Origin of the sequence: Amycolatopsis thermoflava N1165, assembly GCF_000473265.1 — a bacterium.
GTDB lineage: Bacteria > Actinomycetota > Actinomycetes > Mycobacteriales > Pseudonocardiaceae > Amycolatopsis_E > Amycolatopsis_E thermoflava.
In genome coordinates this window covers 5,514,005-5,527,907 of sequence record NZ_KI421511.1, presented here as the reverse complement: position 1 = coordinate 5,527,907, position 13,903 = coordinate 5,514,005, and the positions used below count along the sequence as shown (strand labels likewise).

Below are 13,903 nucleotides of genomic sequence, written 5' to 3'. Positions count from 1 at the left end.
CGAGGAGGGAGAGGGATCATGTCGCGAACGGTGTACTGGGTCTCGCCGATGCTGGGCAGCTGGGACGTGAAGCGGGGCGAGGCCGTGCTGTCGCACCACGAGCGCAAGCGGGACGCGGTGCGCGCGGCCGCGAAGCTGGCGCGCGCCGACCGCCCGAGCGTGCTCAGGATCCAGCGGCGCGACGGGTCGATCGAGAGCAGACGGCTCTACGGCAACGATCCGCTGCCTGCTCCGGGTTGACTTCTCCCGCGGCCTGCCGCCGGGGGTGGGGTGGGTGGGCATGGGGTGGACGATAGGGGTGGGGTCTGACAATTCGGGGCGCTTCGTCGTGGCGCCTCAGGAGGCCCTCCGCTCGGTGTCCCCTGTGGACAGTGCGGTTTCCACCTCCGCGCACAGGATGTGGACCGCCACGAGGTGGGCTTCCTGCACGGTGGCCGCGGTGCCGGGCAGGCACAGCGCGTCCTCGACGACGTTCGCCAGCGGGTTCGGGCTCGGCCCGGTCAGCGCCCACACGTTCGCCCCCGCGCGGACGCCCTCCTCGGCGGCCCGTGTCAGGTTGCGGCTGCGGCCGTTCGCCGACAGCAGCAGGAGGATGTCGCGCGGCCGGGCGTGCGCCCGCACCTGTCGGGCGAAGATCTCGGCGTGGTCGTACTCGTACTCGTCGCCCACCGCGATGAGGCTGGAGGCGTCGGCGTGCAAGGCGATCGCGGAGAACGGCGGGCGGTCGTCGTGGTAGCGGCCCAGCAGGTCCGCGGTCAGTTGCCTGGCCTCGGCCGCGGACCCGCCGTTGCCCGCGGCGAGCAGCCGGCCGCCGTCGCTCAACCGCTCGGCGAGCACGCGGCCCCAGCGTGTGAGGCGCCCCGTCTGCCGACGGAGCGCGCTCAGCGTCTCGTCCAGGGTGTCCAGGTGTCCGCGCGCCACGTTCGGCAGTGTGGTGGTCGCGCTCATGTGGAGGAGGTTTGCCTGCTGTTCAACGTTTAAACTTCACCGCCGCCCACGCGGCGGCCAGCCCGGCGAGGAGGAAGAAGGCCGCGAGCCACGGCAGGAAAGCGCCGCGCACCACCTCGAGCGCGGCGGCGCCCAGCACCCCGGCCAGGGACACGGCGAGGTAGATCGCCGACGCGTTCAGCGACACGACCAGCGACGGCGTCGCAGGCGCGGCGGCGATCAGCTGGTGCTGTTGCGGCACCATCACCGACCACGAGGCCAGCCCGTAGGCGACGACGGCGACCAGCGCGCCGGCGAACGTCGAGGACGTCCACGGCATGAGCGCGAAGTCGAGCGTGCCCAGGGCCATCGCGGCGGTGATGACCCGCATCGGGCCGACGCGGTCGGTCCACCCGCCGGTCACCACGTTGCTGACCGTGCCGGCGACCCCGGCGGCGAACAGCAGGACGGTGAGGCGGACGCCGTCGCCCGCGGTCGCCTGTTCGACGATCACGCTGAGGTAGATCGTGACCAGGTAGATCCCGACGAACATGGCCACGGTGGCGGTCAGGATCAGCAGCACGGTCCGGTCCCGCAGCGGGGCCAGGCGCGCCCGCAGGGTGGTGGCAGGCGGGTTCGGCACCGGCGGCAGCCAGAGCGCGACGCCCGCGGCGGCGACCAGGCCGAGCGCGGCGACCAGCCACATCGTCTGGCGCCAGCTCGCGACCGAGCCGAGCAGCGTCCCGATCGGCACGCCCAGCGCGGTCGACGACACCAGGCCCAGCGTGACCAGCGACATCGCGCGGCCACGTCGTTCCGGTGGGGCCAGTGCGGCCGCGGCGGTGGAGGCGGTCGGCGTGATGGCGGCGGCGCCGGCCGCGGCGATCACCCGTGACGCCAGGGCGAGGCCGTAGTCCGGCGCGAGGGCGGTGATGGCGTTGCCCAGCACGAAGACGCCGAGCGCGGCCAGCAGGACGGTGCGCCGTGGCCAGTTCCCGGTCGCGGCGGCGAGCACCGGGGACAGCACGGCGTAGGCGATCGCGAAGACGGACACGAGCTGGCCGGCCTCGCCGACGCTGACGTCCAGCGAGCGGGCGAGTTCGGGCAGGACGCCGTTGACGACGAAGGCGTCCGTGCCGACCGCGAACGTCGCGATCGTCAGGACGCCGATCCGCGCGGGCAGGCGGTGGGTGGTGGTGACCATGGCTCCTCAAACGGTACTGATCGGTTCCGTCTGAACGGTACTGATCGGTTCCGTTTCTGGTCAAGATCCGATACTGTGGAGCCATGCCGACCCGAGCCCGTGAACGTCTCGTGCAGACCGCCGAGGACCTGTTCTACGCGGAGGGCATCCGCGCCGTGGGCGTCGAGCGGCTGCTGGAGGTGTCCGGCGTCGGCCGCGCGTCGTTCTACCGGCACTTCGCGAGCAAGGACGACCTGGTCGAGACGGTTCTGACCGAGCGCGACCAGCAGTGGCGGCAGGCGCTGGCAGAGGGCGTCGCGGCGCGCGGTGACCACCCGTTGGCGGTGTTCGACTTCCTCGCCGAGCGGTTCGCGCGGGCCGACTACCGGGGCTGCGCGTTCATCAACGCGATGGCCGAGGTGGGCGACGCGGACGCGGCCGTGTATCGGCTGGCGCGGGCCCACAAGGGGGCGGTGACGGAGTACCTGGCCGGGCTGCTGGAGAAGGCCGGGTACGCCTCGAGTGCGACGCTCGCGAAGCAGCTGATGCTGCTGATCGACGGGGCGCTGGTGACGGCGCTACGCGAGCGCAGCGCGGAGCCGGCCCTGAGGGCGAAGGCAGTGGCGGAGGCACTGCTCGGGTGAATTCTGGGGCGCTGCGTGGAGTTGGCTCGCCGGGTGTGGCTGTCTGACTTCGCGGGTCAGGACTTCACGAGGCGCGCGATGGCGTCGCTTGCTTCGCGGACCTTGACTTCCGCTTCGCGGCCTCCGGCGCGCGCCGCGTCGACTACGCAGCTCGACAGGTGCTCGTCGAGCAGTTCGAGCGAGAACGACTGCAGCGCCTTGGTCGCGGCGGAGACCTGCGTCAGGATGTCGATGCAGTACTTGTCCTCTTCGACCATCCGCTGCAGGCCGCGGATCTGGCCCTCGATCCGGCGCAGTCGCTTGAGGTAGGCGTCCTTGTCTCCGCTGTAGCTCGCCATGTCCGCCTCCGCTCTCGAAAAACTCCCGCCATCATACCCGCTCCCCGTATCCGCACCCTTGCGTCCGATCGGGCCGTCTGTTCATCTGATTACCTGAACAGGTGAGGGAGGTTATCCCGTGGGTGTTCGGCCCCCGCTCGGCAGGCGGGAACGGGTGTCGGTGGCGGGGATGGTCGGCGTCATCCTCGCCCTCAACGTCGTCGGCTGGGGGGTTCTGCTCCTGCTGGTCGTGCCGCAGCACTTCGAGATCGGCGCGTCCGGGGTGTTCGGCGTCGGCCTCGGGGTCACGGCCTTCACGCTCGGCATGCGGCACGCGTTCGACGCCGACCACATCGCGGCGATCGACAACACCACCCGCAAGCTTATCGCCGACGGGCAGCGTCCGCTCACCGTCGGTTTCTGGTTCTCCCTCGGGCATTCCACGATCGTGTTCGGGTTGTGCCTGCTGTTGTCACTCGGCGTGCGCGCGCTCGCCGGGGAGGTCGAGGACGACTCCTCCACACTGCACGACGTCACCGGCGTGATCGGCCTGTCGGTGTCCGGGACGTTCCTGTGCCTGCTCGGCGTGATCAACCTGGTCGTGCTGGTCGGCATCCTCCGTGTCGCCCGCGACATGCGCCGTGGGCAGTTCGACGAGGCCGAGCTCGAAGCGAAGCTCGCCGGCCGCGGCCTGCTCAACCGCGTCCTCGGCAAGGCCACCGCCGCCGTGCGCAAACCGTGGCACATCTACCCGGTAGGGGTACTGTTCGGCCTCGGGTTCGACACCGCGACCGAGGTCGGCCTGCTGGTACTGGCCGGCGGCGCGGCCGCGTTCGCGCTGCCCTGGTACGCCGTGCTCGTGCTGCCGATCCTGTTCGCGGCCGGCATGACCCTGTTCGACGCCGCCGACGGCTACTTCATGAATTACGCCTACGGCTGGGCCTTCGCCCGGCCGGTGCGCAAGATCTTCTACAACGTCGTCGTGACCGCCCTCTCCGTCGTGGTCGCCCTGGTCATCGGCGTGATCGAGCTGATCTCCGTGCTCGTCGACCAGGCCGGGATCACGAGCGGCCCGCTGGCCTGGATCGCCGGAACAAACCTCGACCACGCCGGGTTCTTGATCGTGGGTTTGTTCGTCCTGACCTGGGTAATCGCCTGGATGGTGTGGCGCTTCGGCCGCATCGAGGAACGCTGGGTTACGCCCGGTACGGGTAGGGGGTATAGTCCGGACCATGACTGAGACCGTCTACACCGTCACCGGGATGACCTGCCACCACTGCGTCGCCTCCGTCACCGAGGAGGTCACGAAGATCGAGGGCGTCCAGGACGTCAAGGTCGATCTGCCGACCGGTTCGGTCACCGTCGTGAGCGCCGCCGAGCTGAGCGATGACGCGATCCGCGCCGCCATCGACGAGGCCGGGTACGAGCTCGCGTCCCGGTGACACGATGACCGCCGCCCCCGAGCGCGCCGAGGTCGAACTGGCCATCGGCGGGATGACCTGCGCCTCGTGCGCGAACCGGATCGAGCGCAAGCTGAACAAGCTCGACGGGGTCACCGCCACGGTCAACTACGCCACCGAGAAGGCGAAGGTCAGCTTCCCGTCGGGCGTCGACCCGCAGAAGCTGGTCGACACGGTCGTGGCCGCCGGGTACTCGGCCACGCTGCCGCAACCGGCCGAGGACGAGGAAGACCACGTCACCGGCCTGCGGGACCGCGTGCTCGCGGCGGCGGTCCTGTCGCTGCCGGTGGTCGTGCTGGCGATGGTCCCGGCCTGGCAGGTCGACTACTGGCAGTGGATCTCCCTCGCGCTGGCGACGCCGGTCGTGTTCGGCGCCGGCCTGCCGTTCCACGTGGCGGCGTGGACGAACCTCAAGCACCGCGCCGCGACGATGGACACGCTCATCTCGGTCGGCACCCTCGCGGCGTACCTGTGGTCGGTGTACGCGCTGGTGTTCACCGAGGCCGGCGAGATCGGGCTGCGGCACCCGTTCGAGCTCACCATCGAGCGCAGCAGCGAAAGCCGCATCTACCTCGAGGTCGCCACGGCGGTGACCACGTTCATCCTGGCCGGGCGCTACTTCGAGGCCCGCGCCAAGCGCCGCGCCGGCGCCGCCCTGCGTGCGCTGCTCGAGCTGGGGGCCAAGGACGTCGTGGTGCTGCGGGACGGCGCCGAGGTGCGGATCCCGGCGTCGGAACTGGTGGTGGGGGACCGGTTCGTGGTCCGGCCGGGCGAGAAGATCGCCACCGACGGCGAGGTCGAAGAGGGCTCGTCGGCGGTCGACGTGAGCATGCTGACCGGCGAGTCCGTGCCGGTCGAGGTCAGTCGGGGCGATGCGGTCGTCGGCGCCACCGTCAACGCGGGCGGGCGGCTCGTCGTGCGCGCCACCCGTGTCGGCTCGGACACGCAGCTCGCGCAGATGGCGAAGCTCGTCGAGGAGGCGCAGACCGGGAAGGCGCAGGTCCAGCGCCTGGCCGACCGCGTGTCCGGGATCTTCGTGCCGATCGTGCTGGTGCTCGCGCTGGGCACCCTGGTCACCTGGCTCGCGCTCGGCGAGCCCACCACCTCGGCGTTCACCGCGGCGGTCGCGGTGCTGATCATCGCCTGCCCGTGCGCGCTCGGGCTGGCCACGCCGACCGCGCTGCTGGTCGGCACCGGCCGGGGCGCGCAGCTCGGGATCCTGATCAAGGGCCCGGAGGCGCTGGAGTCGACCCGCCGGATCGACACGGTCGTGCTGGACAAGACCGGCACGGTCACCACCGGCCGCATGTCGCTGGTCGACGTGCGGGTCGCCGACGGCCAGGACCGCGACGAGCTGCTGCGGATGGCCGGCTCGCTGGAGCACGCGTCCGAGCACCCCGTCGCCAAGGCCATCGCCGCGGCCGTGGACGAGCACGCGCCCGTCTCGGAGTTCCGCAACGTCGAGGGCCTCGGCGTGCAGGGCGTCGTCGACGGCCGCGCGGTCGTGGTCGGCCGCACCGCGCTGCTCGCCGACTGGGGCCTGCACCTGCCGGATGGCCTCGCGCAGGCGAAGACCGAGGCGGAGGAGCTGGGCCGCACGGTCGTCGCGGCGGGCTGGGACGGCCGGGTGCGCGGCCTGCTGGTGGTGGCCGACACCGTCAAGCCGACGTCCGCCGAAGCGGTGCGCAGGCTCACCGCGCTGGGGCTGCGGCCGGTCCTGCTCACCGGGGACAACGAAACCGTCGCCAAGGCAGTGGCCCGCGAGGTCGGCATCACCGAGGTGATCGCCGAGGTGCTGCCCGCCGACAAGGTCGACGCGGTGAAACGCCTGCAGGACAAGGGGAACCGGGTCGCGATGGTCGGCGACGGCGTCAACGACGCGGCCGCGCTCGCGCAGGCCGACCTGGGACTGGCGATGGGCACCGGCACCGACGTGGCGATCGAGGCCAGCGACCTGACCCTGGTGCGTGGCGACCTGCGCGCGGCGGTCGACGCGATCCGGCTCGCGCGCCGCACGCTGGGCACCATCAAGAGCAACCTGTTCTGGGCCTTCGCCTACAACGTGGCGGCGCTCCCGCTGGCCGCGCTCGGCCTGCTCAACCCGATGATCGCCGGCGCCGCGATGGCGCTGAGCTCGGTGTTCGTGGTGAGCAATTCGCTGCGGCTGCGCGCGTTCTCGTAGGGAAGTAACAACTTCGCGCCTCCCCGGGAGCCGACTACGGTGGCGATTTCGGACCTGGGGAGGCGTGATGCCCGACGCGATCGTGATCGGTGGCGGCCAGTCCGGCCTCGCCGCGGCCAACGCGCTGCGGGAGGCCGGGCTGAAGCCGGTGGTGCTGGAGGCGGGTGCGGAGCCGGTCGGGTCCTGGCCGCGCTACTACGACAGCCTCACGTTGTTCTCGCCCGCGGGCTACAGTTCCCTGCCGGGCAAGCGTTTTCCCGGCGATCCGCGGCACTATCCGGTGCGCGACGAGGTGGTCGCCTACCTGCGCGACTACGCCGCCGGACTGGACGTGGACATCCGCACCGGGCACCGCGTGGAATCCGTGCGCCGCAACGGGAGTTTCGTCGTGCGCGCCGGGGAGGAGTTCGAGGCGCCGGTCGTCGTGGCGGCCAGCGGGTGGTTCGGCAAGCCGCACACACCGGCGTTGCCCGGGCTGGATTCCTTCGCGGGCAAGGTGATCCACGCGGCGGACTACCGCGAGCCGACCGCGTTCGCCGGGCAGCGAATCGTCGTGGTCGGTGCGGGCAACTCGGGCGTGCAGATCGCCGCGGAGCTGGCCGAGGTGTCGTCGGTGACGCTCGCGACCCGCAAGCCGGTGCGGTACGCGCCGCAACGGCCGCTGGGCAAGGACCTGCAGTTCTGGTTCTCGGTCACCGGTGTCGCGTACTTGCCGCGCCGCATCAAGGGCGAGCCGCCGACCGTGCCGGTGATCGACACCGGCCACTACCGCGGGCTGATCCGCGCCGGGCGGCCGGACCGCCGTCCGATGTTCACCCGTCTCGACGGCAACCACGTCGTGTGGTCCGACGGCCGCCGCGAACCGGTCGACACGCTCCTGCTCGCCACCGGGTACCGGCCGGACATGCCCTACCTCGCCGGTCTCGGCGCGCTGGACGAGCACGGCATGCCGAAACACCGGCGCGGCGTGTCCACGGCGGTGCCCGGCCTCGGGTACGTCGGGCTGGAGTGGCAGAGCACGCTGGTGTCCGCGAGCCTGCGCGGCGTGGGCCGCGACGCGCGGTACGTGGTCCGGAAGCTGGCCCCCATGAGGTAGAAGGGACGGTGTGACCGATCGAACCGGGGCGCTGTCCGGCGTCGTCATCGCCGACTTCAGCCGGGTGCTCGCCGCGCCGTACGCGACCATGCTGCTCGCCGACCTCGGCGCCGAGGTGATCAAGGTCGAGCGCCCCGGAACCGGGGACGACACCCGCGCGTGGGGCCCGCCGCACGCCGACGGGGAGGCCGTCTACTTCCGGTCGGTCAACCGCAACAAGCGCTCGATCACGCTCGACCTCGCCGATCCGGACGACCTGGTCGCGGCGAAGGCGCTGGCGGACCGCGCCGACGTGGTGGTCGAGAACTTCCGCCCGGGAACGATGGCCCGCTACGGCCTTGGCTACGAGGACCTCGCCGTGGACAACCCCGGCCTGGTCTACTGCTCGATCTCCGGTTTCGGCAGCGGCGCGGGCGCGGCGCTGCCCGGCTACGACCTGCTGCTGCAGGCTGTCGGCGGGCTGATGAGCGTCACCGGTCCCGCGCCGGGTGAGCCGACGAAGGTGGGCGTCGCGCTCGTGGACGTCCTGACCGGGCTGCACGCGGCCGTCGGCATCCTGTCCGCGCTGCGCCACCGCGACGCGACCGGCGAGGGGCAGCTGATCGAGGTCAGCCTGCTCGGCTCGCTGCTGTCCAGCATGGTCAACCAGAGCGCGAACCACGTGATGGCCGGCGTCGTGCCGGGCATCCTCGGCAACCGGCACCCGTCCGTCGCGCCGTACGAGGTGTTCCAGGCCGCCGACCGGCCGCTCGTGATCGCCGTCGGCAACGACCGCCAGTTCGCCGCCCTCACCCAGGCGCTCGGCCTGCCGGAACTGGCCGTGGACGAGCGCTTCACCACCAACGCGCAGCGGGTCGCGCACGTCGCCGAGCTGGCCGAACTTCTTGGCGAACGCCTGCGGACCCGGCCCGCCGACGAGTGGTTCGAGCTGCTCACGCCCCTTGGCGTGCCGTGCGGGCCGGTCAACGACCTCGCCGAGGCGTTCCAGCTCGCCGACCGGCTCGGGCTCGCGCCGCGCGTGCCGCTGGGCGGGCTGGACGTGGTGCGCAACCCGATCGGCCTGACGAAGACGCCGCCGGCCTACCGCCAGCCGCCGCCGAAGCTCGGCGAGCACAGCGATGAGATCCGCACCTGGCTGAAGGACACCGACTAGCGGTTCGGCAGCAACTCCTGGGCCTTGGTCTTCAGGCCCTCGACGAGGACGTGCCACGCGTCGCGATCGCCCTTGAGCATCGCCTCGGTCGTGCTCTTGATCTGCTCGAACGTCGCGTGCGGCGGGATCGGCGGTACCTCCGGGTCGCAGCGCACGTCCAGCAGCGCGGGCCGGTCCGCGGACAGCACCCGGTCCCACGCCGGGCCCAGCTGGTCCGGCGAATCCACCGCGACCGCCTCGAAGCCGAGCGACCGGGCGAACTCGGCGTAGGAGAACTCCGGCAGCGACTGCGACTCCTCGAACTTCGGCGCGCCGCCCATCGCCCGCAGCTCCCACGTGACCTGGTTGAGGTCGTTGTTGTGGAACACGCACACCACGAGCCGCGGGTCGGCCCACAGGTGGTGGTAGCGCTGGATCGTGAGCAGCTCGGCCATGCCGTTCATCTGCATCGCACCGTCGCCTTCGAGCGCGATCACCGGCCGGTCCGGGCAGGCGAACTTCGCGCCGATCGCGTACGGCACGCCCGGCCCCATCGTCGCCAGCGTGCCGGACAGCGTGCCGCGCATCCGGCCGCGCATGCGCAGGTTCCGCGCGTACCAGTTGGTCGACGAGCCGGAGTCGGCGGTGACGATCGCGTTCTCCGGGATCCGCTGCGACAGCTCGTGCACGACCCGCATCGGGTTGACCGGGTCCGCCTCGACCATCGCCTGCTGTTCGACGGTCTCCCACCAGGACGCGACGTTCTTCTCGATCTTCTCCCGCCAGGCGCGGTCCGCCTTGCGCCGCACCATCGGCAGCAGCGCCCGCAGCGTGCCCTTCGCCTCGCCGACCAGGTTCACCTCGGTCGGGTAGCGCATGCCGATCATGCTGCCGTCGATGTCGATCTGGATCGCGCGCGCCTTGCCGTACTCGGGCAGGAACTGGCTGTACGGGAAGTTGGAGCCGACGATCAGCAACGTGTCGCAGTCCTGCATCATCTCGTAGCTCGGCCGCGTGCCGAGCAGCCCGATCGAGCCGGTCACGTACGGCAGGTCGTCCGGCAGGACGTCCTTGCCCAGCAACGCCTTCGCGACGCCGGCGCCGGTCAGCTCGGCGATCTCGCGGACCTCGGCGGCGGCGTTGCGCGCGCCCTGCCCGATCAGGATCGCGACCTTCTCGCCTTCGTTGAGGATGTCCGCCGCGCGCCCCAGCTCGTCCTCGGGCGGGATGACCACCGGGTGCGGGAAGCCGGGCGGGCTGGACGGCACGTGCTTGAACGCGTGCTTCGGCGGCGAGTACGGCTCTTCCTGCAGGTCGTTCGGGATGATCACGGCCGTCGGCGCGCGCTTGGCCAGCGCGGTCCGGATGGCCCGGTCGAGCGCGTTCGGCAGCTGCTCGGCAACGTTGACCTCGACGAGGTACTCGCTGGCCACGTCCTTGAACAGCGGCTGCAGGTCCACTTCCTGCTGGTAGGACCCGCCCATCGCGCTGCGCGCGGTCTGCCCGACGATCGCGACCACCGGCACGTGGTCGAGCTTGGCGTCGTACAACCCGTTGAGGAGGTGGATGGCTCCCGGCCCCGAGGTCGCCATGCACACCCCGACGTGCCCGCTGAACTTGGCGTACCCCACCGCCTCGAACGCGGCCATCTCCTCGTGACGGGCCTGGACGAAGCGAGGTTCGTTGTCCGCCTTGCCGAACGCGGCGACGATGCCGTTGATCCCGTCGCCGGGGTAGGCGAAAACCTGCTCGACGCCCCACTCCCGCAGACGCTTCAGCAGGTGGTCACCGACCGTTTCCGACATGGAAGACTCCTCACGCTCCTCGGCTCAGTCCCACCAGTGACTTACCCGGACCGCCGCGGCCCGACACCTCGGGCACGGCGGTGCTGATCGCCTGCAGCGGCAGACCGTCGTAGACCTGCAGGGTTTGCAGGTGGTGCAGCATGATCCCCTCGCGCAACGCCCACGGGCACACGTCGACCTTGCGGATGTCGAGCGTGTCCATCGTCGCCTTGGCGACGATCGCGCCGGCCAGGATCTGCCGCGCGCGCGGCGCGGACACCCCGCGCAGGCGGGCCCGTTCGGACGTCTTCATCTCGGCCAGCCGGGGGATCCACGCGTTGAGCGCGTCGACGGTGAGGGTGCGCCGCACGAACGGGCCGCGCCGCTGCGGTGGCGCCCCGGCCAGCCGGGCGAGCTGCTTGAACGTCTTCGACGTGGCGACGGCGCGGGCGGGCACGCCCTCCCATCTGAGCCGGTCCGCGACCTCGCGCAGCATGTCCCGCACGTGCCGCCGCATGGCCTTGACCTGCTTGACCGACGGCGGGTCGTCCGGCAGGAACATCCGCGTCAGCCTGCCCGCGCCGAGCGGCAGGGACAGCGTGAGCTGCGGTTCGGCGTCGCGGCCGAGCGCGATCTCCAGCGAGCCGCCGCCGATGTCGAGCAGCAGCAGGCGGCCGGCGGACCAGCCGTACCAGCGGTGCGCGGCGGCGTAGGTCAGCCGGGCCTCGTCCTCGCCGGTGAGGAACTGCGGCCGCACGCCGGTGCGCTCCTCGATCCGGTTGATGATCTCGTCCCGGTTGGTCGCGTCCCGGATCGCTGAGGTCGCGAACAGGAACAGCTGCTCGACGCGGTGCAGGCGGGCCGCGGTGAGGGCGGACTCGACCGCGTCCACCGCCCGGCAGACGCCCTCCTCCGCGATCGCGCCGTGCTCGTCGATCTGCTCGGCGAGGCGTGTGGGCTCTTTCACAGCCAGTGCCGGCAATGGCGGTGCGCCCGGGTGGGCATCCACGATCTGGAGCTGCGCGGAGTTCGATCCGATGTCCAGCACGCCAAGTCGCATAAGGGCCTAGGTACCCCGTTTAGCCCTGCGCCACACGGATACCTCCGATCTCATGGAGACGTTCAATTACACCGCGACCGCCGACCTGCCCGCCGACGAAGCGTTCGCGTTCATCTCCGACGCACCCAACCTGCCCCGGTTCCTGCCGCAGGACCTGGCCGAAGGCTGGTTACGCGCGGACGCGGCGAGCAGACAACTGGCGTGGGGCACGGAGAGCGGCGGTGACGACTGCGGGGAGTTGCGGGTGATCGAGCGCGGTCCCGCACAGTGCGAGATCGCGATGACCGTGCACACCCGGCGCACCGATTCCGCGCAGGTGCGTTCGGAGATGGAGCAGGCCGTCGCCGCGCTGACCCACAAGGCGAGCGCCGACGCGGACGAGCAGCGTGAGGACCAGCAGGCGGGCTGGGTCTGAGCCCGGGCGCAGTGCTCTAATCGGGCACATGCGCGAACACGTGATCGTGTCGTCCACCACCGACAGCGAGTCCACGGCCCGGGAGCTGGCGGCGCAGGCCGTCGAGGCGCGGCTGGGCGCGTGCGCCCAGATCGTCGGACCCATCCTGAGCGTCTACCGGTGGGACGGCGAGGTGCACGCCGATCCCGAGTGGCGGGTGGAGATCAAGACCGCGGCGGACCGGGTGGCGCCGCTGGTCGAGCTGATCAAGGAGCAGCACAACTACGAGGTTCCGGAGATCATCGCGACGCCCATCGAGGGCGGCAGCGCGGAGTACCTCGAGTGGCTGGTCAAGGAGACCAGGGCCGGTTGATCGTTGACGGCCCGGCGCCGTAAACGTAAATTTCTTTCACATGTCGCGCCTGGTCCGGATCGCGCTCGTCGTCCTGTTCTGTGTTGCGATGGTCCCCGTGACACCGGCCTCCGCCGAGAACAAGTTCTACTGGGGAGTCGCCACCGCGGGCTTCCAGTCCGAGGGCAGCGCCCCGGACAGCAACTGGTCGCGGTACGTGGCCAAGGGCGGTGTCGACCCGTACGCCAACGCGACCGACTTCCGCCACCGCTACGCCGAGGACATCCGGCTGGCGCAGGACCTCGGCGTCAACACGTTCCGGTTCAGCGTCGAATGGGCTCGCGTGCAGCCCGCGCCCGGCGTGTGGGACGAGGCCGAGCTGGCCTACTACGACGACGTGGTGCGGCACGTCCGCGCCGCCGGCATGACCCCGATGATCACGCTGAGCCACTGGGTGTACCCGGGGTGGGTGGCCGACCAGGGCGGGTTCACCAGCGCCAAGACCGTCGACGACTTCCTCGCCTTCACCACGCGCATCGCGGAGCGCTACGACGACGTGCTGTGGGTGACGTTCAACGAGCCGGTCGCGTTCCTCACCCAGGAGCTGCGGATCGGCGCCGTCAACCCGTTCCAGGTGCCCGCCTGGCAGGCCAACGTGGTGCAGGCCCACCGCCGTGCGTACGACGAGATCCACCGGCTCGACCCGGGCGCGAAGGTGACCAGCAACCAGGCCTTCTACGCCGGCTTCAACCCGCTGACCGACCTGGTCGTGATGGACCGGATCAAGGACAAGGTGGACTTCGTCGGGCTGGACTACTACTACGGCATCAGCCTGACCAACCTGACCGCGATCTACGCGGCGTTCGAGCAGTTCTGGAAGGTGAAGCCGCAGCCGGAGGGCATCTACTACGCGCTGCGCTACTACCACGAGCGCTACCCGGACCTGCCGCTCTACATCGTGGAGAACGGCCTGCCCACCGACAACGGGAACCCGCGCGAGGACGGCTACACCCGCGCCGCGTCGATCCAGGACACGCTGTTCTGGGTGCAGCGCGCGAAGGCCGACGGCATGGACGTCATCGGCTACAACCACTGGAGCATCACCGACAACTACGAGTGGGGCAGCTACCGGCCGCGCTTCGGACTGTACGAAGTGGACGCTCTCGGCGACCCCGAGCTGGCCCGCAGGCCGACCGACGGCGTCGCGGCGTACCGGGACGTGATCGCGCGCGGCGGGGTCGGGCCGTCGTACCGCCTGGTCCAGGGGCCCGCGCTGTGCTCGCTGACCGCGCCGCTGAGCAGTTGCCTGTCGCCTGCCGACCCGTCCGGGCCGCTCGCGCCGCTGGGAACATCCGGGAGCCGCCCGTAGTTG

15 protein-coding genes are annotated in these 13,903 nt (G+C 71.1%); 10 read left to right on the top strand and 5 right to left on the bottom strand.

The window, feature by feature from the left end; all coding sequences use genetic code 11:
• Positions 1-18: 18 nt before the first annotated feature.
• The gene (locus AMYTH_RS0127200; protein WP_020416530.1) at positions 19-240 is read left to right on the top strand and encodes a DUF2188 domain-containing protein; all 222 of its coding nucleotides are present in this window, start codon (positions 19-21) and stop codon (positions 238-240) included.
• A gap of 96 nt (positions 241-336) precedes the next feature.
• Here the strand turns inward: AMYTH_RS0127200 and AMYTH_RS0127195 are convergent, their stop codons facing one another.
• Entirely contained in the window at positions 337-948 is a 612-nt protein-coding gene (locus AMYTH_RS0127195) for a D-sedoheptulose-7-phosphate isomerase (protein WP_027932916.1), read from the bottom strand.
• A gap of 22 nt (positions 949-970) precedes the next feature.
• Entirely contained in the window at positions 971-2,131 is a 1,161-nt protein-coding gene (locus AMYTH_RS45785; RefSeq protein WP_051362835.1) for an MFS transporter, read from the bottom strand.
• Positions 2,132-2,214: 83 nt separating this feature from the next.
• Here AMYTH_RS45785 and AMYTH_RS0127185 point away from each other — a divergent pair, with 83 nt between their 5' ends.
• Positions 2,215-2,754 (top strand): TetR/AcrR family transcriptional regulator, encoded by a 540-nt coding sequence (locus AMYTH_RS0127185; RefSeq protein ID WP_027932915.1) that lies wholly within the window; start codon positions 2,215-2,217, stop codon positions 2,752-2,754.
• Positions 2,755-2,810: 56 nt separating this feature from the next.
• Here AMYTH_RS0127185 and AMYTH_RS0127180 read toward each other — a convergent pair whose 3' ends face one another.
• On the bottom strand, positions 2,811-3,092 hold the full coding sequence (locus AMYTH_RS0127180; RefSeq protein ID WP_017986268.1) for a metal-sensitive transcriptional regulator: 282 nt from the start codon (positions 3,090-3,092) through the stop codon (positions 2,811-2,813).
• A 154-nt stretch (positions 3,093-3,246) separates the two neighbouring features.
• Between AMYTH_RS0127180 and nicT the strand changes: the two genes are divergently transcribed.
• The 5 genes from nicT to AMYTH_RS0127155 all read left to right on the top strand — a co-directional run bounded on the left by nicT (position 3,247) and on the right by AMYTH_RS0127155 (position 8,962).
• Complete coding sequence (gene nicT / locus AMYTH_RS0127175) at positions 3,247-4,311, top strand: Nickel transporter NicT (protein ID WP_027932914.1); 1,065 nt, start codon at positions 3,247-3,249, stop codon at positions 4,309-4,311.
• Positions 4,304-4,513, top strand: coding sequence for a heavy-metal-associated domain-containing protein (locus tag AMYTH_RS0127170; protein ID WP_027932913.1), 210 nt, complete (start codon positions 4,304-4,306; stop codon positions 4,511-4,513). Before nicT ends, AMYTH_RS0127170 begins: the two co-directional genes overlap by 8 nt.
• A 4-nt stretch (positions 4,514-4,517) precedes the next feature.
• Complete coding sequence (locus tag AMYTH_RS0127165; protein WP_027932912.1) at positions 4,518-6,713, top strand: heavy metal translocating P-type ATPase; 2,196 nt, start codon at positions 4,518-4,520, stop codon at positions 6,711-6,713.
• A 67-nt stretch (positions 6,714-6,780) separates the two neighbouring features.
• On the top strand, positions 6,781-7,809 hold the full coding sequence (locus AMYTH_RS0127160; RefSeq protein WP_027932911.1) for a flavin-containing monooxygenase: 1,029 nt from the start codon (positions 6,781-6,783) through the stop codon (positions 7,807-7,809).
• Positions 7,810-7,819: 10 nt separating this feature from the next.
• On the top strand, positions 7,820-8,962 hold the full coding sequence (locus tag AMYTH_RS0127155; protein WP_027932910.1) for a CaiB/BaiF CoA transferase family protein: 1,143 nt from the start codon (positions 7,820-7,822) through the stop codon (positions 8,960-8,962).
• Here the strand turns inward: AMYTH_RS0127155 and AMYTH_RS0127150 are convergent.
• Together AMYTH_RS0127150 and AMYTH_RS0127145 are read right to left on the bottom strand one after the other, a co-directional pair.
• The gene (locus tag AMYTH_RS0127150; RefSeq protein WP_027932909.1) at positions 8,959-10,746 is read right to left on the bottom strand and encodes a thiamine pyrophosphate-requiring protein; all 1,788 of its coding nucleotides are present in this window, start codon (positions 10,744-10,746) and stop codon (positions 8,959-8,961) included. The two genes, AMYTH_RS0127155 and AMYTH_RS0127150, sit on opposite strands and share 4 nt — an antisense overlap.
• 10 nt (positions 10,747-10,756) lie before the next feature.
• A complete protein-coding gene (locus AMYTH_RS0127145) occupies positions 10,757-11,692 on the bottom strand; it encodes a Ppx/GppA phosphatase family protein (RefSeq protein WP_228684978.1) in 936 nt (311 codons plus the stop codon).
• Positions 11,693-11,837: 145 nt separating this feature from the next.
• On the opposite strand from AMYTH_RS0127145, the gene AMYTH_RS0127140 reads away from it, so the two are divergent.
• The 3 genes from AMYTH_RS0127140 to AMYTH_RS0127130 all read left to right on the top strand — a co-directional run bounded on the left by AMYTH_RS0127140 (position 11,838) and on the right by AMYTH_RS0127130 (position 13,900).
• Positions 11,838-12,200, top strand: a complete 363-nt coding sequence (locus AMYTH_RS0127140; protein ID WP_027932907.1) for a hypothetical protein — start codon at positions 11,838-11,840, stop codon at positions 12,198-12,200.
• A gap of 28 nt (positions 12,201-12,228) precedes the next feature.
• Positions 12,229-12,552 carry a divalent-cation tolerance protein CutA gene (gene cutA, locus AMYTH_RS0127135; RefSeq protein ID WP_027932906.1) on the top strand — a complete coding sequence of 108 codons (324 nt, stop codon included), beginning with the start codon at positions 12,229-12,231 and terminating at the stop codon, positions 12,550-12,552.
• A gap of 88 nt (positions 12,553-12,640) precedes the next feature.
• Positions 12,641-13,900, top strand: a complete 1,260-nt coding sequence (locus tag AMYTH_RS0127130; RefSeq protein ID WP_027932905.1) for a glycoside hydrolase family 1 protein — start codon at positions 12,641-12,643, stop codon at positions 13,898-13,900.
• Positions 13,901-13,903: the final 3 nt, after the last annotated feature.

Excerpts from the sequence above, each read along its gene's own strand:
- AMYTH_RS0127130 (WP_027932905.1), top strand. The coding sequence starts at position 12,641 with ATGGTCCCCGTGACACCGGCCTCCGCCGAGAACAAGTTCTACTGGGGA.
- AMYTH_RS0127165 (WP_027932912.1), top strand. The coding sequence starts at position 4,518 with ATGACCGCCGCCCCCGAGCGCGCCGAGGTCGAACTGGCCATCGGCGGG.
- AMYTH_RS0127200 (WP_020416530.1), top strand. The coding sequence starts at position 19 with ATGTCGCGAACGGTGTACTGGGTCTCGCCGATGCTGGGCAGCTGGGAC.
- cutA (WP_027932906.1), top strand. The coding sequence starts at position 12,229 with ATGCGCGAACACGTGATCGTGTCGTCCACCACCGACAGCGAGTCCACG.
- AMYTH_RS0127140 (WP_027932907.1), top strand. The coding sequence starts at position 11,838 with ATGGAGACGTTCAATTACACCGCGACCGCCGACCTGCCCGCCGACGAA.
- AMYTH_RS0127150 (WP_027932909.1), bottom strand. The coding sequence starts at position 10,746 with ATGTCGGAAACGGTCGGTGACCACCTGCTGAAGCGTCTGCGGGAGTGG.
- AMYTH_RS0127170 (WP_027932913.1), top strand. The coding sequence starts at position 4,304 with ATGACTGAGACCGTCTACACCGTCACCGGGATGACCTGCCACCACTGC.
- AMYTH_RS0127195 (WP_027932916.1), bottom strand. The coding sequence starts at position 948 with ATGAGCGCGACCACCACACTGCCGAACGTGGCGCGCGGACACCTGGAC.
- AMYTH_RS45785 (WP_051362835.1), bottom strand. The coding sequence starts at position 2,131 with ATGGTCACCACCACCCACCGCCTGCCCGCGCGGATCGGCGTCCTGACG.
- AMYTH_RS0127185 (WP_027932915.1), top strand. The coding sequence starts at position 2,215 with ATGCCGACCCGAGCCCGTGAACGTCTCGTGCAGACCGCCGAGGACCTG.
- AMYTH_RS0127180 (WP_017986268.1), bottom strand. The coding sequence starts at position 3,092 with ATGGCGAGCTACAGCGGAGACAAGGACGCCTACCTCAAGCGACTGCGC.
- AMYTH_RS0127160 (WP_027932911.1), top strand. The coding sequence starts at position 6,781 with ATGCCCGACGCGATCGTGATCGGTGGCGGCCAGTCCGGCCTCGCCGCG.